The organism is Amycolatopsis xylanica (assembly GCF_900107045.1).
GTDB lineage: Bacteria > Actinomycetota > Actinomycetes > Mycobacteriales > Pseudonocardiaceae > Amycolatopsis > Amycolatopsis xylanica.
This window is the reverse complement of the sequence record NZ_FNON01000007.1, coordinates 216,657-239,810: the sequence shown is the minus strand read 5'-3', so window position 1 is coordinate 239,810 and position 23,154 is coordinate 216,657. Positions and strand designations below refer to the sequence as shown.

Sequence of the window (23,154 nt, the reverse complement as noted above, 5' to 3'; positions counted from 1 at the left end):
CGTCGGCAACACTCACGAGTACTTTCGTGGGATGAACTCCGAAGATCGCGCGGCGGCGTTGCTGTGGGAAGCCTGGCAGTCCGGGCAACGGATCAAGGCGCTGCCGGAGGACGTGCGGCCGTCCGGCGCGGCGCAGGCCATGGCCGTGCAGGACAGGCTGGCCGCGCTGGTCGGCCCGCACTACGGCTGGAAGATCGCGGCGACGACCCCGCTGGGGCAGGCGCACATCGGCGTCGACGGTCCGTTTCCCGGCCGGTTGTTCACCCGCTTCCGTCATGACGAGGGCGAGCCGGTGCCCGCTGACAGTCTCACCATGGCCGTCGCGGAGGCCGAGTTCGCGTTCCGCATGCGCGAAGATTTGTTGCCAGGTAAGGAATACAGTCTCGGCGAGGTGCTCGACGCCGTCGACTCGATGTTCCTCGCGCTGGAGATGCCCGACTCGCGCTACTTCGACTACGTGACCGCCGGTTTCGAGCAGCTGCTCGCCGACGCCGCGTGCAGTTCGCGGTTCGTCGTCGGGCGGGATGTGCCGGGCTGGCGGGACATCGACCTGCCGTCACAGGAGGTCGTGTTGCGTTTGGACGGTGCCGAGTTCGCGCGCGGCACGGGCGCGCAGGTGCTCGGTGACCCGCGCGTCGCGTTGCACTGGCTGGTCGGCGACCTGCATGGCTACGGCCACCCGCTGCGTGCGGGCGACGTCGTCACGACGGGCACCGCGACCAAGCCCTGCCCGACCGCGCCGGGCGCCCACGTCGTCGCCGACTTCGGGGACCTGGGCTCGGTCGAGGCGCGCTTCGTCTAGGAACGGGATAAAGCGGGCTTTATGCCGGGAAAAAAAGCACCCGGCATAAAGCCCGCTTTATCCCGTTTGGTTACTTGCCGTAGCCCGCCTTGCGGAGGGCGTCCGCGAGCGCGCCGCCCTGGGGCGCGCGGTCGCGTCCGCCGCCGCCACGCCCTTGCTGCTGGCCGCCGCGACGCTGCTGGCCACCGCCTTGACGCTGACCGCCACCACCGCCACCACGGCGGTCCTGGGGCTGCGACTGGCCGGGCTCGTCGTCGAGACGGAGCGTCAGCGAGATGCGCTTGCGCGGGATGTCGACTTCCAGGACCTTGACCTTCACGATGTCGCCGGGCTTGACGACCTCGCGCGGGTCCTTCACGAAGTTCTTGGACAGCGCCGAGACGTGCGCGAGGCCGTCCTGGTGCACGCCGACGTCGATGAACGCGCCGAACGCGGCCACGTTCGTGACCACGCCTTCCAGGCGCATGCCCGGCTTCAGGTCCGAGATCTTCTCGACGCCGTCGGCGAAGACCGCGGTCTTGAACGCCGGGCGCGGGTCGCGGCCCGGCTTGTCGAGCTCGGCCAGGATGTCGGTGACCGTCGGGAGCCCGAACGTCTCGTCGACGAAGTCCTGCGGCTTCAGCGCCTGCAGCTCACGCGTGTTGCCGATCAGCCCGCGGATGTCCTTGCCGGTGGTGGTCAGGATCCGGCGGACGACCGGGTAGGCCTCGGGGTGCACCGACGACGAGTCGAGCGGGTCGTCGCCGTCCGGGATGCGCAGGAAGCCGGCGCACTGCTCGAACGCCTTCGGGCCGAGCCGCGCGACCTCCTTCAGCGCCAGCCGCGAGCGGAACGGGCCGTGCTGGTCGCGGTGGCTGACGATGTTCTCCGCCAGGCCGGTCGTGATGCCCGAAACCCGGGTGAGCAGCGGCGCGGACGCGGTGTTGACGTCGACGCCGACCGCGTTCACACAGTCTTCGACGACCGCGTCGAGCGAGCGCGAGAGCGAGACCTCGGACAGGTCGTGCTGGTACTGGCCGACACCGATCGACTTCGGGTCGATCTTCACCAGCTCGGCCAGCGGGTCCTGCAGGCGCCGCGCGATCGAGACCGCGCCACGCAGCGAGACGTCCATGCCGGGCAGCTCCTGAGCGGCGAACGCCGACGCCGAGTACACCGACGCGCCGGCTTCGGACACGACCGCCTTGGTCAGCTTGAGGTCGGGGAACTTCTTGATCAGCTCACCGGCCAGCTTGTCGGTCTCGCGCGAGGCGGTGCCGTTGCCGATGGCGATCAGGTCGACCTTGTGCGTCGCGCAGAGCTTCGCGAGCGTGGCGAGCGACTCGTTCCACTTGTTCGCCGGGACGTGGGGGTAGATGACCGCGGTGTCGACCACCTTGCCGGTGTCGTCGACGACCGCGACCTTCACGCCGGTGCGGAAGCCGGGGTCGAGGCCCAGCGTCGCGCGGGTGCCCGCGGGCGCGGCGAGCAGCAGGTCGCGCAGGTTGGCGGCGAACACGCGCACGGCCTCGTCCTCGGCGGACTGGCGCAGCTTCATCCGCAGGTCGATGCCCAGGTGCACGAGGATCTTGGTGCGCCACGCCCAGCGGACGGTGTCGGTCAGCCACTTGTCGCCGGGGCGGCCCTTGGCGGCGATGCCGAACTTCTGCGCGATGCGCGTCTCGTAGTCGCTCGGGCCGACGCGCGGCTCGTCCGACGGCTCCTCTGGCTCGACGGTCAGGTCGAGGATCTCTTCCTTCTCGCCGCGGAACATCGCGAGGATCCGGTGCGACGGCATCTTCGTGAACGGCTCGTCGAACTCGAAGTAGTCGGAGAACTTGGCGCCCTCTTCGGCCTTGCCCTCGCGGACCTTCGACGCGAGACGGCCCTGCGCCCACATCTTCTCGCGCAGCTCACCGATCAGGTCGGCGTCCTCGGCGAAGCGCTCGACCAGGATCGCGCGGGCGCCGTCCAGCGCGGCCTGCGCGTCCGCGACGCCCTTGTCGGCGTCGACGAACACCGCGGCGGCGGCCTGGGGGTCGGTGTCGGGGTTGGCGAGCAGGCCGTCGGCCAGCGGCTCCAGGCCTGCCTCGCGGGCGATCATCGCCTTGGTGCGGCGCTTCGGCTTGTACGGCAGGTAGATGTCTTCCAGGCGCGACTTCGTGTCCGCGGCCATGATCTGCGCTTCGAGCGCCTCGTCCAGCTTGCCCTGGCTCCGGATCGACTCGAGCACCGCGACGCGGCGTTCGCCGAGTTCCCGCAGGTAGCGGAGCCTTTCCTCCAGCGTGCGGAGCTGGGTGTCGTCCAGCATGCCGGTGGCTTCCTTGCGGTACCGCGCGATGAACGGCACGGTCGATCCGCCGTCGAGGAGGTCGACGGCCGCTTTGACCTGCCCCTCGCGTACGCCGAGTTCCTCGGCGATCTTCTGCTCGACCGTCTGCAAAGCCACTGCCACGCTCCTGATCCGCATCGGTGTTCCGGCTCGCCATTCTGCCGTTGTCGGGTTCCCGACATTCGGATGGCCCCTCTCCGACACCTCCTTGACCGATCAGATTGGTCTAGTCCATTTTGAGTGCACCACCCCGTCGCTGTGGAGGTCCGCTGTGCTCAAGATGAAACACGCGCTCGTAGCCTTGTTCTCCTCGCTAGCGCTCTGCCTGGGGTTGACGCTGGCACTGACCGGCAACGCCTCGGCGGCCAACCTGCTGACCAACCCCGGCTTCGAGGTCGGCTCGCTGAGCGGCTGGTCCTGCACCGGCGGCGCGAGCCTGGTGAGCAGCCCCGTGCACAGTGGCTCGGGCGCGCTCACCGCGGCGCCCGCGGGCCAGGACAAGGCCCAGTGCTCGCAGACGGTCTCGGTCAAGGCGAGCACGGAGTACACGCTCAGCGCCTGGGTGCAGGGCTCGTACACCTACCTCGGCGTCACCGGCACCGGCACGACCGACACCAGCACCTGGACGCCCACCAGCGGCTCGTGGACGCAGCTGTCGCTGAAGTTCAAGACCGGCGCGTCGACCAGCGGCGTCACCATCTACCTGCACGGCTGGTACGGCCAGCCCGCGTACTTCGCGGACGACGTGAGCCTCGACGGTCCCGGCGGCACCCCGACCACCACGCCGACCACGCCCACCACGTCGTCGCCCACGACGTCGTCGCCGACCACCTCGACGAGCAACCCGCCGACCACCACCACGACCAGCAACCCGCCGGGTGACGGCACGCTCCCGAAGCACGTGCTCACCGGGTACTGGCACAACTTCGACAACGGCGCCAAGGCGTTGAAGATCGCCGACGTCCCGAAGTCCTACAACATCATCGCCGTGTCCTTCGCGGACGCGACCACGACGCCGGGCGCGGTCAGCTTCACCCTCGACCCCGGCCTGGCGAGCAAGCTCGGCGGGTACACGGACGCCCAGTTCAAGGCCGACATCAAGACCGTGCAGGCACGCGGGCAGAAAGTCATCATCTCGGTCGGCGGCCAGAACGGCACGATCAGCGTCAGCGACTCGAACTCGGCGAACAACTTCGCGAACAGCATCAAGTCGCTGATCTCGGCCTACGGGTTCGACGGCGTCGACATCGACCTCGAGAACGGCGTCAACAGCACCTACATGGGCCAGGCGCTGCGCAGCATCTACAGCGGCGGCGGCAAGATCATCACGATGGCGCCGCAGACCATCGACATGCAGTCGACGGGCGCCGAGTACTTCAAGCTGGCGCTGAACATCAAGGACATCCTGACGATCGTCAACATGCAGTACTACAACAGCGGCTCGATGCTCGGCTGTGACCAGAAGGTCTACTCGCAGGGTTCGATCGACTTCCTGACGGCGCTGGCCTGCATCCAGCTCCAGGGCGGCCTGCGCGCCGACCAGGTCGGGCTGGGCCTGCCCGCTTCGGGTTCGGCCGCCGGCGGTGGCTACCAGTCGCCCTCGAACGTCAACGCGGCGCTGAACTGCCTGGCCAAGGGCACCGGCTGCGGCGGCTTCAAGCCGTCGACGACGTACCCGGCGATCAGGGGCGCGATGACCTGGTCGATCAACTGGGACGCGTCGAACGGCTACGCGTTCGCCAACTCGGTGAGCGCGAACCTGGCCACGCTGCCTTAGTTTCTCCGGTCCTTGGGCCGGACGCTGCCTGCGAGGGTCGGCGTCCGGCCCGGTTTCACGCGACGGTGTGGTACTCGCGCAGGTCGAGTTTCCGGGTCCGGCGGTCGTATTCGGAGACCAGGCCCGGCCAGTTCGTCGTTACCCGGCCGTCGTCCTGGCGGTACCAGCTGGCGCATTTGGTCCAGACGCTGCGCGCCAGTCGCTGCTGGACTTCGGTGTCGTAGCGCTCTTCGACGTCGGCTTTGACGTCCACATAGGACACATCTGGCCTGGCGAGGTGCTCGACCGCCTGGCGGATGTAGCGGGCCTGGCGTTCGATCATGTAGATGATGGAGCCCGCGCCGAGGTTCGTGTTCGGCCCGTACACACAGAACAGGTTCGGGAACCCGGGCACGGTCATCCCCAGGTATGCCCGCGCCCCGCCGGCCCAGCTGTCCGAGAGCGAGCGGCCGCCGAGGCCGTGCACCTTGAGCTTGCCGAGGAAGTCGGTCGCGGCGAACCCGGTGCCGTAGATGATCACGTCGGCCTCGTGCTCGACGCCGTCTTCGGTCCGGATGCCGCGTTCGGTGATTTCGGTGATCTTCGCGGTCTCGACGTGCACGTTGGGCCGCGCGATCGCGGGCAGGTAGTCGTTGGTGAAGAGGATCCGCTTGCAGCCCATGTCGTAGTGCGGCTTGAGCTTGGCGCGCAGCACCGGGTCCTTGATGTGGCGGCGGCGCAGCTGTTCGGTGCGCAGCTCGAAACCCTTGGCCAGTAAGGGATTTTTGGTCATCGCGTAGGTGGCGTACTCGGCGAGCAGCCAGATCCGCAGCCTGCCGATCAGCTGGGTGGCGGGCAGCGCGCGGAACAGGCGCTGCTGCCAGCGGCGGTAGCGGGTGTCGGTCTTGTTCATGATGTACGGCGCGGTGCGCTGGAACAGGGTCAGCGTGTGGGCGAGCGGCTGGATCTCCGGCACGAACTGGATCGCGCTGGCTCCCGTCCCGATGACGGCGACCTTCTTGCCGGTGAGGTCGCAGTCGTGATCCCACAGCGCGGAGTGGAAACTGGTGCCCTTGAACGACTCCCGCCCGGGGATGTCCGGCCAGACCGGCCGCGAGAGCTGCCCGACGGCGGGCACGAAGACGTTCGCCTCGTGCGTCTCGCCGGTGCTGGTCTCGATCCGCCAGCGCCGGGTGTCCTCGTCGAAGGTGGCGCTGGTGACCTCGGTCCCGAACCGGATGTGCTTCGCGAGCCCGTATTTCTCGACGACACGCTTGAGGTACGCGTGGATGTCCGGCTGCAGCGAGTACCGCTTGGGCCAGTCCGGGTTCGGCTCGTACGAGAACGAGTACAGCGGCGAAGGGATGTCACACCCGGCGCCGGGGTAGGTGTTCTCGCGCCAGACGCCCCCGACCTCCGCGGCCTTCTCGAGGATCGTGAAGTCCGTGAACCCGGCGCGCTGAAGCTCGATCGCGGTGCCGATACCGCCGAAGCCGGACCCGACGATCAGGATCGATGGAGAAGCCATCCCCCGAAGCTACCCACCGCTCGCCTCTGCCGGAAGTGGACCCGAGGCCACCGAATCGACATTTCCGGCCACCCCCGCGTTGGGCGTCGTGAGTGTTTTGGCCGGTTAGAACCGGCCATACCACTCACGACCCCTAGGTCTTGGTCGCGGGATAAAGCCTGCTTTATCCCGGGCCGCGGGTGAGCGGGGCGGGGGTTGTGCGCGTTGCGGGCGGTTAGAACCGCCCGCAACGCTCACGACCCCCGGCCCCGGAGTGCCGCCGCGTGGACGCCCGCCGCATGTGTGGGACACGGCTTGCCTGAGCGCTCGACACGAGGTGCTCGAGTGTGCGACACGAGGTGCGCGAGTGCGGGTCGCGAGGTGCTCGAGTGTGCGACACGGGGTGCGCGAGTGTGGGACACGCGGGGTGCGCGAGGGGCGTCGCGCGTAGGGATGCCGCGTTGCGGGGCGGGGTCGTGAGTGTTTTGGCCGGTTAGAACCGGTCATGCCACTCACGACCCCTAGGTCTTGGTCGCGGGATAAAGCCTGCTTTATCCCGGGTTCGCGGGTGAGCGAGGCCTTAGTCGGGGGTGACTTGGACGGTGTGGGTTTCGGCGTGGGGTTCGGCCCAGCGGATGAGGCGGTCGGCGGCGCTTTCGAGGGCGGCGAGGTCTCGCTTGGGGAGCTTTTCGAAGGGGGTGAGGGTGATCGTGGACTTCTTGGTCTCCCACCAGCCCTTGACTTGGCCGCCCGCCAGGAGCGCGCCTTTGACGAGGCCGTTCTGGGTGATCATGCGCTTGCGGTACGGGTCGCTGATGACGCGGGTGCGGTCGGCGTAGGAGAGCAGGGTCTGGTCGAAGGGGCCGAGCAGGCGCGGGGGCGCCGGGGTGTCGGGGTCGGGGACCGTGGCGTGCGGGAGGTCGAGGAGTTCGCGGCCGTCCTCGTCGCGGTACTTGCGCAGGTCGAGGGTCGCGGCGATCTCGCCGAGGCGGGTGATGCCCGCCCAGGCCTGGACGTCCTGGACCGTCGCGGGGCCGAAGGCGGCGAGGTAGCGCAGGATCAGCTGGGCGGGCTCGGCCTTGGTGTCGAGGGGGCGGCCGAGCCAGTGTTCGGCGGTGACGTACGTGGTCTGGCCGGACTTGCCCCAGATGCCGCGGGGCGGGACCTGGATCAGCGGCAGCAGGCCGCGGGCGCCGTGGGTCAGCGAGGCCGTGGGGCGGTCCGGCCAGTGGGTGGCCAGCGCGGTGCCGAGTTCGGTGGTCGAGTGGGGGCGCTCGGCCAGCAGGTCACGGGCCGTTTTGGCGAGCTGGTCGTGGTCGAGGTCCTTCAGGTGCCGGGCGTGCTGGGTGTTGGCTTCGAGGTCGCGGTCGTAGATGCGCTGGAGCAGCGGGCGCCACGCGAGCGCGTCGGCCGCCGTGACGAGGTGGACCGTGCCGCGCATCAACGCGATCCGGACCACCTCGCGGTCGAGCAGCAGCCGCGAGAGCTCCTCCTGCTTGAAGCCCTGCAATCGCGTCCACAGCGCGTAGTAGGGCGGGAAGGGTGCCTGGGCCTGCAGGCCGCCGAGGTGCTCGATGGCTTCGAGCGCGCTCATCTTGGCGCGGCGCAGCAGCAGCTGCCGCTCCAGCGTCGCCCGGTTGAGCGCGCGGCGGCTGAGTCGGTCGGTCACCCTTTTCCTCCCTCAGGTCAGCTGGCTGAAGAACTTACGCACGTCTTCGACGAGCGCGGCGGGCTGCTCCATCGCCGCGAAGTGGCCGCCGCGCTCGAACTCCGACCAGTGCACGATGTTGTGGGTCTGCTCGGCCATCCGCCGGACCGGGTGCGCGATGTCGTGCTCGAAGGTGGCGACCCCGACCGGCACCTTCACCTCGATCGGCCGCCCGTAGGTCGGCACGGCCTCCTTGTAGATGCGCGACGAGGACGCGGCCGTGTTGGTCAGCCAGTAGAGCATCACGTTGGTGAGCATGCGGTCGCGGTCGACGGCGTCCTCCGGGCGATCCCGGGAGTCCGTCCACTCCTTGAACCGCTCGACGATCCACGCGAGCTGCCCGACCGGCGAATCCGCCAGCCCGAAGCCGAGCGTCTGCGGGCGCGTGGACTGCAGGTGCATGTAGCCGGCGAGCTCGCGGGTGTAGCGCTCGTTCTTCGCCAGCACCGCCTTTTCCTCGTCGGACTCGGGCTCGCCGAAGCTGAAGAGCATGTTGATGTGCACGCCGATGACGTTCTCGGGCGCGAGCGCGCCGAGCGCGCGCGAGATGCCGGAGCCCCAGTCGCCACCCTGCGCCGCGTACCGCTCGTAGCCGAGACGGCGCATCAGCTCCGCCCACGCCCGCGCGATGCGGGGGACGTCCCACCCGGGTTCGGTGGTGGGGCCCGAGAAGCCGAAGCCGGGGATCGACGGGATCACCAGGTGGAACGCCTGCCCGGACTCCGGCTCGGTCAGCGGCTCGATGATGTCCAGGAACTCGACGACCGAACCGGGCCAGCCGTGCGTGAGCACCAGCGGCATGGCGTTCTCGTGCGACGACTTGACGTGCAGGAAGTGCACGTTCTGCCCGTCGATGGTCGTGGTGAACTGGGGATGGCGGTTGAGCAGCTCCTCGGCGGCACGCCAGTCGTAGGACGTGCGCCAGTACTCGGCGAGCTCCTTGAGGTAGCCCGCCGGGATGCCATAGCTCCAGCCGACGCCGGGCAGCTCGTCCGGCCAGCGGGTCCTGGCCAGCCGATCGCGCAGGTCGTCGAGCGCGGACTGGGGGATGTCGACGCGGAACGGGTGGATGGCTTCGCTCATGATCTCCACACTACGGACGGGGTACGACAGTTTTCGGTGAATGGGCGAGACAGGCGATAATCCCGGCCATGGGTGAACTCGCCGTGCCCGCGGTCCGCGACTGGGACTTTCCCCGGAGCGCGGCGAGCATTCTGCTGATCAGCCAGTTCGCCGATGAGCGGGGGATGGGGCCGGACGAGGTGCTGCGGGGGACCGGGCTCACGCCGGTGCAGCTGCTCGATCCGGCGGTGCAGGTCGACGCGCGGCAGGAGCTGGCCGTCATCCGGAACGTCGCGGGGCGGCTCGGTGCCGAGGACGCGGTCGCGCTCGCGCTGGGGCGGCGGTATCACGTGACCACGTTCGGGATCTTCGGGTTCGCGTGCATCAGCAGTCCGACGCTGCGGGACGCGATGGCGTTCGCGCTGCGGTATCTCGACCTCAGTTTCACCTTCTGTATCCCGCATATCGCCGTCGATGGCGAGAAGATCTCGTTGACGCTCAACGACGAACGCGTGCCGGCCGACGTCGCGCGGTTCCTCGCGCTGCGGGATCTTTCAGCCATCCATACCGTCATGCGGGATCTGCTGCCGAGTGTGAAGCTGCGAACCCTAGGCTGGCGTCACGGAAAACCGGAAAGCGTAGAGTCCTATGTGGACGTTTTCGGGGTCGAGCCGAGGTTCGGGGCGGACGAGAATGTGGCCACTTTGGACCTCTCGTACCTCGATCATCCGCTGCCGCAGGCGAATGAGCACACGGTCGCGATCTGTGAGGCGCAGTGCCGCGAACTCGTCGCGCGCAAGCGGGAGCGGTCCGGGATCTCGCAGGATGTGCGGGAGCGGCTGATCAAGGTCGGGGGCGCCGACGCGGGCATGGACACGGTCGCGCGCGAGCTGAACCTGAGCGCCCGAACGCTCAGGCGCAGGCTGACCGAGGCCGGGACCAGCTATCGGGCGCTGGTCGACGAGGTGCGGCAGGCGCTGGCCGAGGAGATGCTCGGGACCGGTGCGCTCAGCGTCGAAGACGTGGCGATCCGGCTCGGGTACGCGGAAGCGTCGAGCTTCATTTACGCGTTCAAGCGCTGGAAAGGCGTCACTCCGGCCGCGTTCGTGCGGCGGTCCGCCGTGCGAGGACGTCCGGGTAGGTGACCTTGAGCAGGTGCATGATCGAGCTGAGCAGGAACGTCCTGAGCGTCTCGCGGTCCAGTGTCCCGCGGATCAGCCATTCGCGTGAGGCCGCGCGGAGCATGCTGCCGTAGGAGCGGATCATCGCGCGGAGCTGCTCGCGGCCTTCGGTGATCTCGTGCATGAGCGCGGCTTCGAGCACGTGGTCGGCGGCGATCTCGTCCGCCTCCAGCATGATCCGCTCGATGTCGGGATCGTGGCCGATCGCCTCCGGGCCGATCGCGGTCAGCCAGGTGCGCTTGTTGCGCTCGACCACGTCGAGCCAGCGGTCGATGCTGATCTCCAGCCGGTGCTCCATGGTGGTCTTCGGCAGGCTCTCGGTGACCGGCGCCGGCACCACCATGATCTGCCGGAGCACCTCCAGGTACAGCTCGCGCTTCCCGCCGAAGTAGTGGTTGATCAGCGGGCGCGCCACGCCCGCCGCCTTCGCGATGTCCGAAGTGGACACCGACGCGTAGCTGCCTGCGTCGAACAGCTTGCGGGCGGCGGCGAGAATCTCGGCCCGCCGTGCTTCCGGCTCCAGCCTGCGCCGCCTCGTCACCGTGGTCATGGTTCCAGCGTCGTGATCCGTCGGCGGTCTGTCAACAAGCTATTGACCGAATGTCAAAAGTGGTGATAGAAAAATACTCTCTTTCTCTCACGGGAGGCACGGTATGGACGTCACCTGCAGGCCACTCGGTCCCGGTTCGGTCGCCTGGCGCCTCGGTGGCGAGCGCCGTGCGCTGCTCGCCGGCGGCTACGGACTGCTTCTGCAGGTCGGGCACCCGGTCGTCGGCGCCGGGGTGCTCGAGCACTCGAACTTCCAGGCTGAGCCGTGGGAGCGTCTCGACCGCACCATGACGTCGCTGCTCACCACCATCTACGGCGGCCAGGCCGCGCTCGACGAAGCCGCCAGGTTGCGAGAACTCCACAAGTCGATCAAGGGTGTGGACAACCGGGGCAGGCGCTATCACGCGCTCTCGCAGGAGGCGTACTGGTGGGTCCACGCCACCCTGTTCCAGGGGTTCGTCGAGCTGGAACGCCACTTCGGCGTGCCGCTCGGCGACGCCGACGTGCGCACGCTCTATCGCGAATGGCGGCAGCTCGGCGAAGTGCTGGGCATCAAGGCGGACCGCATGCCGGAGACGGTCGAAGGCTTCCGCGAGTACTTCGACGACGTGGTCGAAAACCGCTTGGAGGACAACCAAAGCGTGCGCGATGTGCTCCACGCGATCTCGATGACCGACGTCGGGCCGCCGCACCGGCTGGTCCCGTCGCCGGTGTGGAACCTGGTCCGGCCACTGGGCGGCACCGTGCAGCGGACCTGCACGATCGGCCTGCTGCCGGTGACCTTGCGGGAACGCTGGGGCCTGAGCTGGACGGTGACGGACCAGAAGCGCTTCGACCGCCTGGCCAGTGCGGTGCGCGTGGTCGGGCCGCGGGTGCCGGCCCGGATCGGGGAGTACCGCATCGCCTACGACGCCAAACGCCGTGCGAGGCTGACCGGGTGACCTTGCTCCAGCGGATACTGCGCGCGGTTCCGGAAGACGCCGACCAGGGCCCGATCCTCGACGGCGCGCTGGCCGCGTTCCTCGACTTCGGCATCCGGCGCACCAGCATGAACGAGGTCGCCAAGCGGTCGGGCCTGAGCCCGGCCACGCTCTACCGCCGCTTCGCACAGAAGAGCCAGCTCGTCGAAGCGGTGGCCATCCGCGAGGCGCGGCGGTTCGTCGAGGCGGTCGACCGCAGCGTCGACCACGACGCGAGCGCGGTCGAGCAGGTCGTCGAAGGCTTCGTCGCGTTCGCGGAGGGGTTGACACGCAACCGGCTCCTCACGCGGCTGCTGACCACCGAGCCCGAGGTGACGTTGCCGCTGCTGACGACCCAGGCGGGCCCGTTTCTCGCGCTCGGGCGTGATTACCTGGCCGAAACGATCGGCAGGCTGCAAAAGCAGGGCAAGGTGTCCGCGTTCGACCCCGAGCCGCCTGCCGAAATCCTCGCCAGGCTCGCGTTGTCGCTGGCACTGACGCCGCAAGGGATCATCCCTGTCAACGAACCGGCCGCGGCGCGGGATTTCGCCCGCGAGTTCATCACTCCGCTGCTCAGGCTGGATCCCGGGGCGTTATAGAACCGGTACAACTCGTGGGTAACCCGAAGACTCCTCCGCGCGACGACACGTTCGGGTTATCTTGGCGCGCCGTGGGGTAGGAACACATGAAAGATTCCGGTGGCGAGGCCGGGCAAGGACGCGAGCGCTGGGTATCGGTCACCTTGCAGCATCGCAAGGTGTGCCTCGACGGGACCGGCGACGAACTCACCTACGCCGGGGTGCTCATCACGAACTACGACCATGGCGTGAAAGTCTGCGAAACCTGGCTGCCACTGGGCATCGACCCCTCCGAGGCCGACGACGAGGAACTCATCCACCGGCTTCGCGAAGCACTGCTCTGGCAAGCGGAACGGCCGCCTCAGGCCGACGCGGGCTGAGGCGGCAGGCGTAGGCCGTCGAAGGCGATCTTGCTGACCGCTTCGGCGAGTTCGGCCGGCGACGAGCCACGGCGCGGCCGGTACCACTCGGTGAGTGAGTTGACCATGCCGAACAGCAGCCTGCTGGTGACCGCCGGGTCGATGTCCGGGCGCACGTCGCCCTCGGTTTCGGCCTGCTTGACCAATTCGGTGACGATCCGGTCGAACTCACGCCGCCTGGCGAGCGCGGCCCGCTCGACCTTGGTGTTGCCGCGCACGCGCAAGAGCAGCGTCACGAACGGCAGCTGCTCGACGAGCACCAGCACACTGCCGCGGACCAGATGCTCCAGCCGGTCGATCGCCCGGCCCTCGATGCCTTCGGTCTCCGCCGCGACGGCGAAGAGCCCGCCGAGCGCGCGGTCCACCGCGAGCCGCAGCAGCTCCTGCTTGCTCGGGACATGGTGGTAGATGGCGGATTTCGTGATGCCGAGCTTGCGCGAGAGGTCTTCCATGCTGGTGCCGTCGTACCCGCGCTCGTTGAACAGCCTGACGGCCACCTGGAGCAGTGATTCGAGGTCGTAGCCGGGTCTGCCGCGCCGGGCCGGGGATCCGGGGGTGGTCGTCATCTGCCTTCCCGCTGGTCCAGCACGCGGCGCATCTTGCCGAGCGAACGTTCGAGCGTGTCGGGGTCGAAGACCTCGACGTCCACCGTGACGCCGACGCCGTCCTTGACGCCCGCGATCAGTTCCGCCGCCGCGGCGGCGCGCCGCTCGGCCGGGGTGTCCGAGCGGGCCTCGACGTGGACGGTCAGGTGATCCATCCGGCCGCGGGTGGTGCGGATCAGCTGGAAATGCGGGGCCAGGCCCTCGGTGCGCAGCACGATCTCCTCGATCTGCGTCGGGAAGACGTTGACACCACGCAGGATGATCATGTCGTCGGTGCGGCCGGTGACCTTTTCCATCCGGCGGAACGACGGGCGCGCCGTGCCGGGCAGCAGCCGGGTCAGGTCGCGGGTGCGGTAGCGGATGATCGGCAGCGCTTCCTTGGTCAGCGAGGTGAACAGCAGCTCGCCGCTTTCGCCGTTCGCCTGCACCCGCTCGGTGAACGGGTCGATCACCTCGGGATAGAAGTGGTCCTCCCAGATGTGCAGCCCGTCCTTGGTCTCGACGCATTCCTGCGCGACACCCGGGCCCATCACCTCGGACAGCCCGTAGATGTCGACCGCGTCGATGCCCGCCCGCTCCTCGATCTCGGCCCGCATCTGCTCGGTCCACGGCTCCGCGCCGAAGATGCCGACCTTGAGCGAGCTCGTGCGCGGGTCGATGCCCTGGCGCTCGAACTCGTCGAGCAGCGTGAGCATGTACGTCGGGGTGACCATGATGATCTCGGGCGCGAAGTCCGTGATGATCTGCACCTGGCGGCTGGTCATCCCGCCGGACGCGGGGATCACCGTGCAGCCGAGCTTCTCCGCGCCGTAGTGCGCGCCGAGCCCGCCGGTGAACAGGCCGTACCCGTATGCCACGTGCACCTTGTGCCCCGGCCGCCCGCCGGCGGCGCGGATCGACCTGGCGACGACCGTGGCCCAGGTGTCGATGTCGGCCTCGGTGTAGCAGACGACCGTCGGCTTGCCGGTCGTGCCGCTGGACGCGTGGATGCGCCGGATCCGGTCCTGGGGCACGGCGAACATGCCGAAGGGGTAATTGTCACGCAGGTCGTGCTTCGTGGTGAACGGGAACTTCGCCAGGTCTTCGAGCGTGCGGCAGTCCTCGGGACGGACGCCGGCTTCGTCGAACTTCTTGGTGTAGAAGGGAACATTCGTGTAAGCGTGTTCCAAAGTCCACTGTAGACGCGTGAGCTGGAGCGCGCGCAGTTCGTCCAGGTCGAGTTTTTCGGCGGTGTCGGTCATTTTTCGTCCTCTGTGCGGCCGATGGCGCGGCTGCGGCCGCGGAATTCCGCGATCACGGTGTCACCGCGGCGCACCGTGACATCGTAGATGCCGTTGCGGCCGAAGACCGTGCGCTCCTCGGCCGTGGCGACCAAGGTGTCACCGGCCTTGGCGGCGGCCACGAAGGAGATCTCGGCGCCGGCCGCGACGGTCACCGGGCCCCGGCTGTTGCACGCGTAGGCGAACGCGGTGTCGGCCAGCAGGAAGACGTACCCGCCGTGCGCGATGGCGTGTCCGTTGACCATCGGGTCGGTCACGCGCATGCTGGCGACGGCGCGGCCGTCCCCGAATTCGAGGAGTTCGATGCCGAGCGATCGGGTCGCGGCGTCGTCGCCGAACATCGTTTCGGCGGCGTTGCTGGACATGGGCGCTCCACTGCCTTCGCGCTTGAACTGACTGACCGAATGGACGGTTGATAAAGGTGTCGCTCAGTAAAGGCAGTGACCAGGCCGGTGTCAAGACGGTCGACGTCTTCGATCCCCGGGTGTTTTCCCTCGGCGTGCCGCATGAGGCATTCCGCCTGCTCCGCGACCACGCGCCGGTGGCCTGGCAGGCCGAGCACGAGGTGGACGACTGGCCTGCCGGGCCCGGTTTCTGGGCGGTCACCAGGCATGCCGACGTGAAGCACGTCCTGCGCAGCCCGGAGCTGTTCTCGTCCTCGCTCGGCGCGACCCAGATCCGCGATCCCGAGCCGGACGACCTCGCGTTCATCCGCCGGATGATCCTCAACATGGACCCGCCCGAGCACAATCGTTTGCGCAAACTGGTGTCGGCGGTGTTCACCCGGCGTCGGTTGGAACGCTCGGCCGAGCAGATCGCCGAACGGGCCCGTGCGCTGATCGGCGCCGTCGCCGACCGTGGCTCGTGCGACCTCCCCACCGAGGTGACCGACGACTTCCCGCTGCTGAATCTGGCCGATTTGCTGGGTGTGCCCGCCGAGGACCGCGCGTTGCTGCTGAAGTGGACCAACCGGGTCATCGGCTATCAAGACCCCGAGCACGCCGAGATTCTCCGCGACGCCGATGGCAAGCCGGTCAACCCGCGCTCGCCCGCCGCGTTGCGGGACATGTTCGCCTACGCCCAGGAACTCGCGGCGGCCAAACGGGTGAAGCCCGCGGACGACCTGATGACCGCGCTCGTCCAGGCCGAGGTCGACGGCCGCGCGCTCGACGACGCCGAGCTGGAGATGTTCTTCTTTCTGGTGGTGATCGCGGGCAATGACACTGTGCGGAGCGCATTGCCCGGCGGCGTGCTCGCGCTGGTCGAAAATCCTGGCGAATATCGGCGGCTGCGCGAGGATTCTTCTTTGCTTTCGAGTGCTGTGGAAGAAATGTTGCGCTGGCATCCGCCGGTGCTGAGCTTCCGGCGCACGGCGGCGAAGGACGTCGAACTGGGCGGGCAGCGGATCGCGGCGGGGGACAAGGTGGTCGTGTACCACGTGTCCGCGCATTTCGACGAGCGCGTGTTCGCCGATCCGTTCCGGTTCGACGTGGGCAGGTCGCCGAACGAGCACCTGGCGTTCGGGCAGGGGCCGCATCTGTGCCTCGGCGCGCACTTCGGGCGGCTGCAGCTGCGGATCTTCTTCGCGGAGTTCCTGCGGATGCTGCCGCAGGTCGAGCTGGCGGGCGCACCACGGCGCCTGACGTCGAACTTCATCAACGGCGTCACGCACCTACCACTTCGCTGGACCGCGCGCTAAGATGCGAATTACTGAACGAACGGTTGGTTAATCCAGGAGAGGGCGAACCCCGATGGCCTTGCTGCGCAGTTACGTGTCCGGCGAGTGGCACACCTCGGCTGAGGAGGGTGTCCCGCTGCACGACGCCACGACGGGCGAAGAGGTCGCCCGGGTCTCGTCGGCGGGCGTGGACATGGCCGCGACGCTGGACTACGGGCGCCGCGTCGGCGGGCCCGCGCTGCGGGAGCTGACCTTCCACCAGCGTGCCGCGCTGCTGAAGGCGCTCGCCTCGCACCTGCGTGAGCACCGGGACGAGCTGTACGCGTTGTCCGCCAAGACCGGCGCGACGCTGGGTGACTCGAAGTTCGACATCGACGGCGGCATCGGCGTGCTGTTCACCTACGGCAGCAAGGGCAAGCGCGAGCTGCCGAACTCGACGGTCTACGTCGACGGCGCGGTCGAGCCGCTGAGCAAGGGCGGCACCTTCGCCGGCCAGCACATCGCGACCCCGCTGCGGGGTGTGGCGATCCAGATCAACGCGTTCAACTTCCCCGTCTGGGGACCGCTGGAGAAGTTCGCGCCCGCGTTCCTCGCCGGGGTGCCGAGCCTGGTCAAGCCGGCCAGCCAGACCGCGTACCTCACCGCGCGGCTGGTCGAGCTGATCATCGAGTCCGGCATCCTGCCCGAGGGCTCGCTGCAGTTCATCGCGGGCAGCGTCGGCGACCTGCTCGACCACGTCACCGCGCAGGACCTGGTGAGCTTCACCGGCTCCGCGTCGACCGCGCAGAAGCTGCGCGCGCACCCGGCGATCATCCGCAACGCGGTCCGGTTCAACGCCGAGGCCGACTCGCTGAACCTCTCGATCCTGGGGCCGGACGCCAAGCCGGGCACCGTCGAGTTCGACCTGTTCGTCAAGCAGCTGACCAGCGAGATGACCGTCAAGGCCGGTCAGAAGTGCACCGCGATCCGGCGCGCGTTCGTGCCCGCCGAGCTGCTCGACGCCGTCGCCGAGGCCGCCAGCGCGCGGCTCGCCAAGGTGACCGTCGGCAACCCGACCGCCGAGGGTGTCCGGATGGGCGCGCTCGCCAGCCTGGAGCAGCGCGAAGAGGTGCGCCGCTCGCTCAAGGCGCTGCTCGACGCGGGCAGCATCGTCTTCGGTGACCCCGAGAAGGTCGACGTCGTCGACGCCGACGCCGAGCGCGGTGCGTTCATCTCGCCGGTGCTGCTCAAGGCCGACCCCGAGCGCGCCGAGCCGCACGAGGTCGAGGCGTTCGGCCCGGTGTCGACGCTGCTGCCGTACACCTCGACCGAGCAGCTCATCGACTACGCCGCGCGCGGCGAGGGCAGCCTGGCTGGCTCGATCGTCACCGCCGACACCGATTTCGCCCGCGAGATCGTGCTCGGTGTCGCGCCGTGGCACGGCCGCCTGCTGGTGCTCGACGCCGACGACGCGAAGGAGTCCACCGGGCACGGTTCGCCGATGCCGCAGCTCGTCCACGGCGGCCCCGGCCGCGCCGGTGGCGGCGAGGAGATGGGCGGCATCCGCGGCGTCATGCACCACCTGCAGCGCACCGCCGTGCAGGGCACGCCGAAGCTGCTCAGCGCCGTCACCGGCCAGTGGGTCGCTGGCGCGCCGCGCACGATCTCGGACGAGCACCCGTTCCGGAAGTCGTTGGCGGAGCTGAAGGTCGGCGACGCGGTCGTCGCCGGGCCGCGTCAGGTGACCCAGGCCGACATCGACCACTTCACCGAGTTCACCGGCGACAGCTTCTACGCGCACACCGACCCCGAGGCGGCCGCCGCGAACCCGCTCTTCGGCGGCATCGTCGCGCACGGCTACCTGGTCGTTTCCTTCGCGGCGGGCCTGTTCGTCTCGCCGGAGCCCGGCCCGGTGCTCGCGAACTACGGCCTGGAGAACCTGCGCTTCCTGACCCCGGTCAAGGTGGACGACACGCTCACCGTCACCCTGACGGCCAAGCAGATCACGCCACGCGTCGACCAGGAGTACGGCGAGGTCCGCTGGGACGCCGACGTGACCAACCAGAACGACGAGTCGGTCGCGAAGTACGACGTGCTCACCCTGGTGGCAAAGGAAAAGGCATGACAGCCGAACTCGAGGCTCTCTTCGAGCAGACGATCGAGCGCGACCAGCGCATCGAGCCGCGTGACTGGGTGCCCGAGGGGTACCGCAAGACGATGATCCGGCAGATCGCGCAGCACGCGCACTCCGAGATCATCGGCATGCAACCGGAAGGCAACTGGATCACCCGCGCGCCTTCGTTGCGGCGCAAGGCGATCCTGCTCGCGAAGGTGCAGGACGAGGCCGGGCACGGGCTGTACCTGTACTCGGCGGCGGCCACGCTCGGCGCCGACCGCGCCGACCTGACCGACAAGCTGATCAGCGGCAGGCAGAAGTACTCGTCGATCTTCAACTACCCGACGCTGACCTTCGCCGACGTCGGCGTGATCGGCTGGCTGGTCGACGGGGCCGCCATCTGCAACCAGGTCCCGCTGTGCCGCAGCTCGTACGGGCCGTACGCGCGGGCGATGATCCGGATCTGCAAGGAGGAGTCGTTCCACCAGCGGCAGGGTTTCGAGCTGCTGATGACGATGATGCGGGGCACGCAGGGCCAGCGCGAGATGGTCCAGGAGGCCGTCGACCGCTGGTGGTGGCCGTCGCTGATGATGTTCGGCCCGCCCGACGCGGACTCGCCGAACACCGCGCAGTCCATGGCGTGGAAGGTCAAGCGGCACACCAACGACGAGCTGCGCCAGCGCTTCGTCGACATGTCGGTGCCGCAGGCCGAGGCGCTCGGCGTCACCCTGCCGGACCCGGACCTGAAGTGGAACGCCGAGCGCGGGCACCACGACTTCGGGGCCGTCGACTGGGACGAGTTCAAGAACATCCTCAAGGGCAACGGCCCGTGCAACGCCCAGCGCATCGCACACCGCCGCAAGGCCCAGGACGAGGGCGCTTGGGTGCGGGAAGCCGCCGTCGCCCACGCGGAGAAGAAGAAAGCCGAGGCAGCAGCGTGAAGCATGATTGGCCGCTCTACGAGGTCTTCGTCCGTGGCAAGCGCGGGCTGAACCACGTCCACGTCGGCTCGCTGCACGCGGCGGACGACGAGATGGCGCTGCACCACGCGCGTGACCTCTACACCCGCCGCAACGAGGGGGTGTCCATCTGGGTCGTCAAGGCCGAGGACATCACCGCGTCGAGCCCGGACGAGAAGGACCCGTTCTTCGCGCCCAGCGGCGACAAGGTGTACCGGCACCCGACCTTCTACGACATTCCCGAGAATGTGCCGCACATATGAGTTTCGACAACGCTTACGAAGCGATCACCGAGGAGAACGACTCCCGCTGGGCTTTCGGCACCGGGTTCGACGACCCGCTGTCCGGGGTGGACACCTCGGTTCCGTCCGGTGTGGACGGTCAGGCGCTCGCCGCGTACTGCCTGATGCTCGGTGACGACGCGCTGATCTTCTCGCACCGGCTGCAGGAGTGGTGCACCAACGCGCCCGAGCTGGAAGACGAGGTCGCCATCGCGAACATCGGCCTCGACCTGCTCGGCCAGGCGCGGCTGCTGCTCGCCAGGGTCGGCAAGGCCGACGGCAGTGAGCGCACCGAAGACGGGCTGGCGTTCTTCCGGTCGGACCGGGAGTTCCGCAACGTCCGGCTCGCCGAGCTGGGTGGCGGGCACTTCGGGCACCTGATCGCGCGGCTGTTCGTGTTCTCGACGTGGCGGCTCGCTTTGCTGCAGCGACTGGTGTCGTCGGAAGACCCGGTGCTGGCGGCGATCGCGGCCAAGGGAATCAAGGAACTGGCCTATCACCGCGACTACGCCGCGCAGTGGATGGTCCGGCTCGGCGACGGCACCGCGCTCTCACACGAGCGGATGCAGGAGGGGCTCGACGCGGTCTGGCCGTATGTCGGCGAGCTTTTCCTGACGCACCCGATCGAACTGGTCGACGCCGCGTCGCTGCGCGAGGAGTTCGACGACGTGCTCGCGCAGGTGCTCGCGGCTTCGACGCTCACCAAGCCCGAAGCCGGTGCGCTGGCGGGAGTATCGGGCAAGACCGGGCGCGACGGCGTGCACACCGAGCAGCTGGGCTTCCTGCTGGCGGAGATGCAGAGCGTGGCACGGGCACATCCGGACGCGACGTGGTGAGCACAGTGACGGCCGCCGCCGTCGCGGCCACGGTCACCGATCCCGAGCTGCCGATGCTCACGCTCGCCGACCTCGGTGTGCTGCGTGAGGTCGACGAGACCGGCGGCCGCGTGGTCGTCTCGATCACGCCGACGTACACCGGCTGCCCGGCCATGGACACCATGCGCGACGACCTCGAGCACGCGCTGCTCGGCGCCGGCTTCGCCGAGGTCGAGGTGCGGACGGTGCTGGAGCCCGCCTGGTCGACCGACTGGATCAGCGAGAACGGCAAGCGCAAGCTCGCCGAGGCAGGCATCGCGCCGCCGGGGCGGGCGCCGCGGCGGTCCGGCCCGATCCCGCTCACGCTGAGCGCGCCGGTGTCGCGCGTCCGGTGCCCGCGCTGCGACTCGGCGGACACCGAGGAGCTGTCCCGGTTCAGCGCGACCGCGTGCAAGGCGCTGCGCCGGTGCCGCGCCTGTCTTGAGCCTTTCGAACACGTCAAGGAGATCTGAGTGGCCGCGTTCCGCACTCTCACCGTGGCAGGCGTCGAGCGGTTGTGCGACGACGCCGTCGCCGTGACCTTCGACGTGCCGCCGGACTTCGACGCCGAGTACCGCTTCCTGCCGGGGCAGTCGCTGACGCTGCGCCGGGTCGTCGACGGCCGCGACGAACGGCGCTCGTACTCGATCTGCGCGCCCGCCGGCGCGCGCCCGCGCGTCGGCGTGCGCGAGGTGCCGGGCGGGCTGTTCTCGTCGTGGCTGGTCAACGAGGTCAAGCCGGGCGACGAGATCGAGGTCGCCGCGCCGACCGGGAAGTTCACCCCGGATCTGGCCACGGCCGCGCACCACGTGCTGATCGCGGCGGGCTCGGGGATCACGCCCGTGCTGTCGATCGCGGCTTCGCTGCTCGAGAACCCGGACATCACCGTCACCGTGCTGTACGGGAACCGCCGGACCGACACGGTCATGTTCGCCGACGAGCTCGCGGACCTGAAGGATCGGTATCCGTCAAGGCTGGAACTCGTGCATGTGCTTTCGCGCGAACCGCGCGAGGCGGAATTGTTCACCGGCAGGCTGGACGTCGATAAATTACGAAAATTGTTCGACGTGCTGGTGCCGGTCGAAGAGGTCGCGCACTGGTGGCTGTGCGGTCCATTCGAAATGGTGACCGGCGCGCAAGGCCTGCTCACGGAGCTGGGCGTGCCCGGAGAACGGGTCCACCAGGAATTGTTCTATGTGGACGAGCTGCCGCCGGAACCCGTGCACCACGCGGACCCCGCTGTCACCGGAGCGGCCAGTGAAGTGACGCTCGTGCTCGACGGCCGGGCGACCACAATGACATTGTCTCGTGACACTTCGGTGCTGGACGGGGCACAGCGGTTCCGCCCCGATCTGCCCTTCGCGTGCAAAGGCGGGGTATGCGGCACGTGCCGCGCGAAGGTGACCGCCGGGAAAGTGGACATGCGGCGCAATTTCGCGTTGGAAAAGGCCGAGGTTGAAGCAGGATTCGTCCTCACATGTCAATCTCTGCCCGTTTCGGACACCCTGACGGTCGACTTCGATTCTTAGGTTTAAGCTGTCCCCTTTCCTTGTCTAGGGGGATAGCCGGATGAGAAGTCGTGCCGCCGGGCTCGCCGCTGTGCTGGTGCTGTTCGCCGGCGCCTGCGCGGAGGAAGTCCCGGCGGCCGCGGCCGACTACCTCGAACTCAGCGCCAGGCCGCTGCAGCCGCCCGCGAGCGCGACCCGGCTGGACGCGGCCGTCGGCGCGTTCGTCGGCCCGCATTTCAGCCTGGGGTTCAGCGCGGTCGAGGTCCGCTCGGACCTGCCGCCGGAACTCGGCGGCAAACACGCGGCCGACGGCTACGAATTCGTCATCGCCTACGGCACCAGGGAACCCGCGTTCGAGCCGGTACCGGTACCGGGTGCGCCGATGCCGGTGATCGCCGCGGTCCGCGTGGGCGAGCAGCGGAAAGTGCTGGCACGCCAGCCGAACAGCGGTGACTCCCTGCTTGTCAGTGTCCGAAAAGGACAGTCGGCGTTGCTCGAGGTGCTCGACGCCGGGCGTCCCCTGAGCTACAACCTGCGCACCGGGATCCGCGGTCCGGAGAACCCGGTCGGCTTCTACCGCCCCCGCGTCGTGGAACTGGGCGACGCGCGCACCGCGGGCAAGGGCACGGTCGCCACCGGCGAGGTCGAGGTCGGCATCGACTTCGGCAAGCGGAGCTGTTACCTGCAACCGTGGACGGCCGCCGCGGGCTGGGCCGGTGATCACCGGATCTTCCTGGAGTGCACGGACTTGCGCCTCACGGTCGACGGGCCGGGCAGGCCCGGCAGCTTCCGGCAGCCGGAGGCCTTCACGCTCGACCTGCCCGGCGGGGCCAAGGCGTACGCCAAGCCCAGCGCGGACCGGGTCATGCTGTTCGAGCTGCCCGACGACTTCGCGGGCGCCGAGCTGACCGTGGATCCGGCGGGTGTGCTGCTCGACGACAACGCCGGTCCGTGGATCACGCCGCCGCCCTCGAAGAAGGTCGTCCTGTTCCTCCGGGGATGACCCGCGCGCTATGCGTCAGATGACGCATACGCCGCGTCGCTTTGCTGCCAGCATCGCGG

22 protein-coding genes are annotated in these 23,154 nt (G+C 68.8%); 14 read left to right on the top strand and 8 right to left on the bottom strand.

Translation table 11 applies throughout. The annotated features are described in order from the left end of the window. Positions 1–31 precede the first annotated feature (31 nt). Positions 32–802 carry a 2-keto-4-pentenoate hydratase gene (locus tag BLV57_RS30525; protein ID WP_091294603.1) on the top strand — a complete coding sequence of 257 codons (771 nt, stop codon included), beginning with the start codon at positions 32–34 and terminating at the stop codon, positions 800–802. Positions 803–872: 70 nt separating this feature from the next. On the opposite strand, the gene BLV57_RS30520 is transcribed toward BLV57_RS30525, so the two are convergent. Beyond that, entirely contained in the window at positions 873–3,251 is a 2,379-nt protein-coding gene (locus tag BLV57_RS30520; protein ID WP_091294602.1) for a Tex family protein, read from the bottom strand. Positions 3,252–3,393: 142 nt separating this feature from the next. Here BLV57_RS30520 and BLV57_RS30515 point away from each other — a divergent pair, with 142 nt between their 5' ends. Continuing rightward, entirely contained in the window at positions 3,394–4,890 is a 1,497-nt protein-coding gene (locus BLV57_RS30515; protein ID WP_091295099.1) for a chitinase, read from the top strand. 55 nt (positions 4,891–4,945) lie between these two features. On the opposite strand, the gene BLV57_RS30510 is transcribed toward BLV57_RS30515, so the two are convergent. The 3 genes from BLV57_RS30510 to BLV57_RS30500 all read right to left on the bottom strand — a co-directional run bounded on the left by BLV57_RS30510 (position 4,946) and on the right by BLV57_RS30500 (position 9,167). Then, positions 4,946–6,397, bottom strand: coding sequence for a flavin-containing monooxygenase (locus tag BLV57_RS30510; RefSeq protein ID WP_091294600.1), 1,452 nt, complete (start codon positions 6,395–6,397; stop codon positions 4,946–4,948). Between the two features lie 559 nt (positions 6,398–6,956). Next, on the bottom strand, positions 6,957–8,045 hold the full coding sequence (locus BLV57_RS30505) for a winged helix DNA-binding domain-containing protein (protein ID WP_245757579.1): 1,089 nt from the start codon (positions 8,043–8,045) through the stop codon (positions 6,957–6,959). A 12-nt stretch (positions 8,046–8,057) separates the two neighbouring features. Continuing rightward, a complete protein-coding gene (locus tag BLV57_RS30500; protein ID WP_091295094.1) occupies positions 8,058–9,167 on the bottom strand; it encodes an epoxide hydrolase family protein in 1,110 nt (369 codons plus the stop codon). Between the two features lie 68 nt (positions 9,168–9,235). Here BLV57_RS30500 and BLV57_RS30495 point away from each other — a divergent pair, with 68 nt between their 5' ends. Beyond that, the gene (locus BLV57_RS30495; protein WP_091294598.1) at positions 9,236–10,291 is read left to right on the top strand and encodes an AraC family transcriptional regulator; all 1,056 of its coding nucleotides are present in this window, start codon (positions 9,236–9,238) and stop codon (positions 10,289–10,291) included. Here BLV57_RS30495 and BLV57_RS30490 read toward each other — a convergent pair. Continuing rightward, on the bottom strand, positions 10,236–10,877 hold the full coding sequence (locus BLV57_RS30490) for a TetR/AcrR family transcriptional regulator (RefSeq protein WP_091294596.1): 642 nt from the start codon (positions 10,875–10,877) through the stop codon (positions 10,236–10,238). The two genes, BLV57_RS30495 and BLV57_RS30490, sit on opposite strands and share 56 nt — an antisense overlap. Positions 10,878–10,980: 103 nt before the next feature. Between BLV57_RS30490 and BLV57_RS30485 the strand changes: the two genes are divergently transcribed. From BLV57_RS30485 to BLV57_RS30475, 3 genes are all read left to right on the top strand, one after another. Beyond that, a complete protein-coding gene (locus BLV57_RS30485; RefSeq protein WP_091294594.1) occupies positions 10,981–11,817 on the top strand; it encodes an oxygenase MpaB family protein in 837 nt (278 codons plus the stop codon). Then, positions 11,814–12,434, top strand: a complete 621-nt coding sequence (locus BLV57_RS30480; protein ID WP_218134901.1) for a TetR/AcrR family transcriptional regulator — start codon at positions 11,814–11,816, stop codon at positions 12,432–12,434. The genes BLV57_RS30485 and BLV57_RS30480 overlap by 4 nt, the downstream gene beginning before the upstream one ends. Before the next feature lie 86 nt (positions 12,435–12,520). Beyond that, entirely contained in the window at positions 12,521–12,793 is a 273-nt protein-coding gene (locus BLV57_RS30475; RefSeq protein ID WP_091294592.1) for a hypothetical protein, read from the top strand. Here BLV57_RS30475 and BLV57_RS30470 read toward each other — a convergent pair. Genes BLV57_RS30470 through paaI form a run of 3 tightly spaced genes read right to left on the bottom strand, consistent with a single transcriptional unit; the run spans position 12,775 to position 15,082 of the window. Beyond that, entirely contained in the window at positions 12,775–13,398 is a 624-nt protein-coding gene (locus tag BLV57_RS30470) for a TetR/AcrR family transcriptional regulator (protein ID WP_091294590.1), read from the bottom strand. The two genes, BLV57_RS30475 and BLV57_RS30470, sit on opposite strands and share 19 nt — an antisense overlap. Next, positions 13,395–14,678 carry a phenylacetate--CoA ligase PaaK gene (paaK, locus tag BLV57_RS30465; RefSeq protein ID WP_091294588.1) on the bottom strand — a complete coding sequence of 428 codons (1,284 nt, stop codon included), beginning with the start codon at positions 14,676–14,678 and terminating at the stop codon, positions 13,395–13,397. The genes BLV57_RS30470 and paaK overlap by 4 nt, the downstream gene beginning before the upstream one ends. Continuing rightward, a complete protein-coding gene (gene paaI, locus BLV57_RS30460) occupies positions 14,675–15,082 on the bottom strand; it encodes a hydroxyphenylacetyl-CoA thioesterase PaaI (protein ID WP_245757578.1) in 408 nt (135 codons plus the stop codon). Before paaI ends, paaK begins: the two co-directional genes overlap by 4 nt. 56 nt (positions 15,083–15,138) lie before the next feature. Between paaI and BLV57_RS30455 the strand changes: the two genes are divergently transcribed. Genes BLV57_RS30455 through BLV57_RS30420 form a run of 8 tightly spaced genes read left to right on the top strand, consistent with a single transcriptional unit; the run spans position 15,139 to position 23,095 of the window. After that, the gene (locus tag BLV57_RS30455) at positions 15,139–16,416 is read left to right on the top strand and encodes a cytochrome P450 (RefSeq protein WP_091294586.1); all 1,278 of its coding nucleotides are present in this window, start codon (positions 15,139–15,141) and stop codon (positions 16,414–16,416) included. Between the two features lie 52 nt (positions 16,417–16,468). Beyond that, entirely contained in the window at positions 16,469–18,499 is a 2,031-nt protein-coding gene (paaZ, locus tag BLV57_RS30450) for a phenylacetic acid degradation bifunctional protein PaaZ (protein WP_091294584.1), read from the top strand. After that, a complete protein-coding gene (gene paaA, locus BLV57_RS30445) occupies positions 18,496–19,431 on the top strand; it encodes a 1,2-phenylacetyl-CoA epoxidase subunit PaaA (protein WP_091294582.1) in 936 nt (311 codons plus the stop codon). The genes paaZ and paaA overlap by 4 nt, the downstream gene beginning before the upstream one ends. Next, positions 19,428–19,712 carry a 1,2-phenylacetyl-CoA epoxidase subunit PaaB gene (paaB, locus tag BLV57_RS30440; protein ID WP_091294580.1) on the top strand — a complete coding sequence of 95 codons (285 nt, stop codon included), beginning with the start codon at positions 19,428–19,430 and terminating at the stop codon, positions 19,710–19,712. Before paaA ends, paaB begins: the two co-directional genes overlap by 4 nt. Continuing rightward, a complete protein-coding gene (gene paaC / locus BLV57_RS30435) occupies positions 19,709–20,566 on the top strand; it encodes a 1,2-phenylacetyl-CoA epoxidase subunit PaaC (RefSeq protein WP_091294579.1) in 858 nt (285 codons plus the stop codon). The genes paaB and paaC overlap by 4 nt, the downstream gene beginning before the upstream one ends. Beyond that, positions 20,563–21,057, top strand: a complete 495-nt coding sequence (paaD, locus tag BLV57_RS30430) for a 1,2-phenylacetyl-CoA epoxidase subunit PaaD (RefSeq protein ID WP_281244443.1) — start codon at positions 20,563–20,565, stop codon at positions 21,055–21,057. Before paaC ends, paaD begins: the two co-directional genes overlap by 4 nt. Then, positions 21,058–22,113 (top strand): 1,2-phenylacetyl-CoA epoxidase subunit PaaE, encoded by a 1,056-nt coding sequence (gene paaE, locus BLV57_RS30425; RefSeq protein ID WP_091294577.1) that lies wholly within the window; start codon positions 21,058–21,060, stop codon positions 22,111–22,113. A gap of 40 nt (positions 22,114–22,153) precedes the next feature. Beyond that, a complete protein-coding gene (locus tag BLV57_RS30420) occupies positions 22,154–23,095 on the top strand; it encodes a hypothetical protein (RefSeq protein ID WP_143047180.1) in 942 nt (313 codons plus the stop codon). The last annotated feature ends 59 nt before the right edge of the window (positions 23,096–23,154 follow it).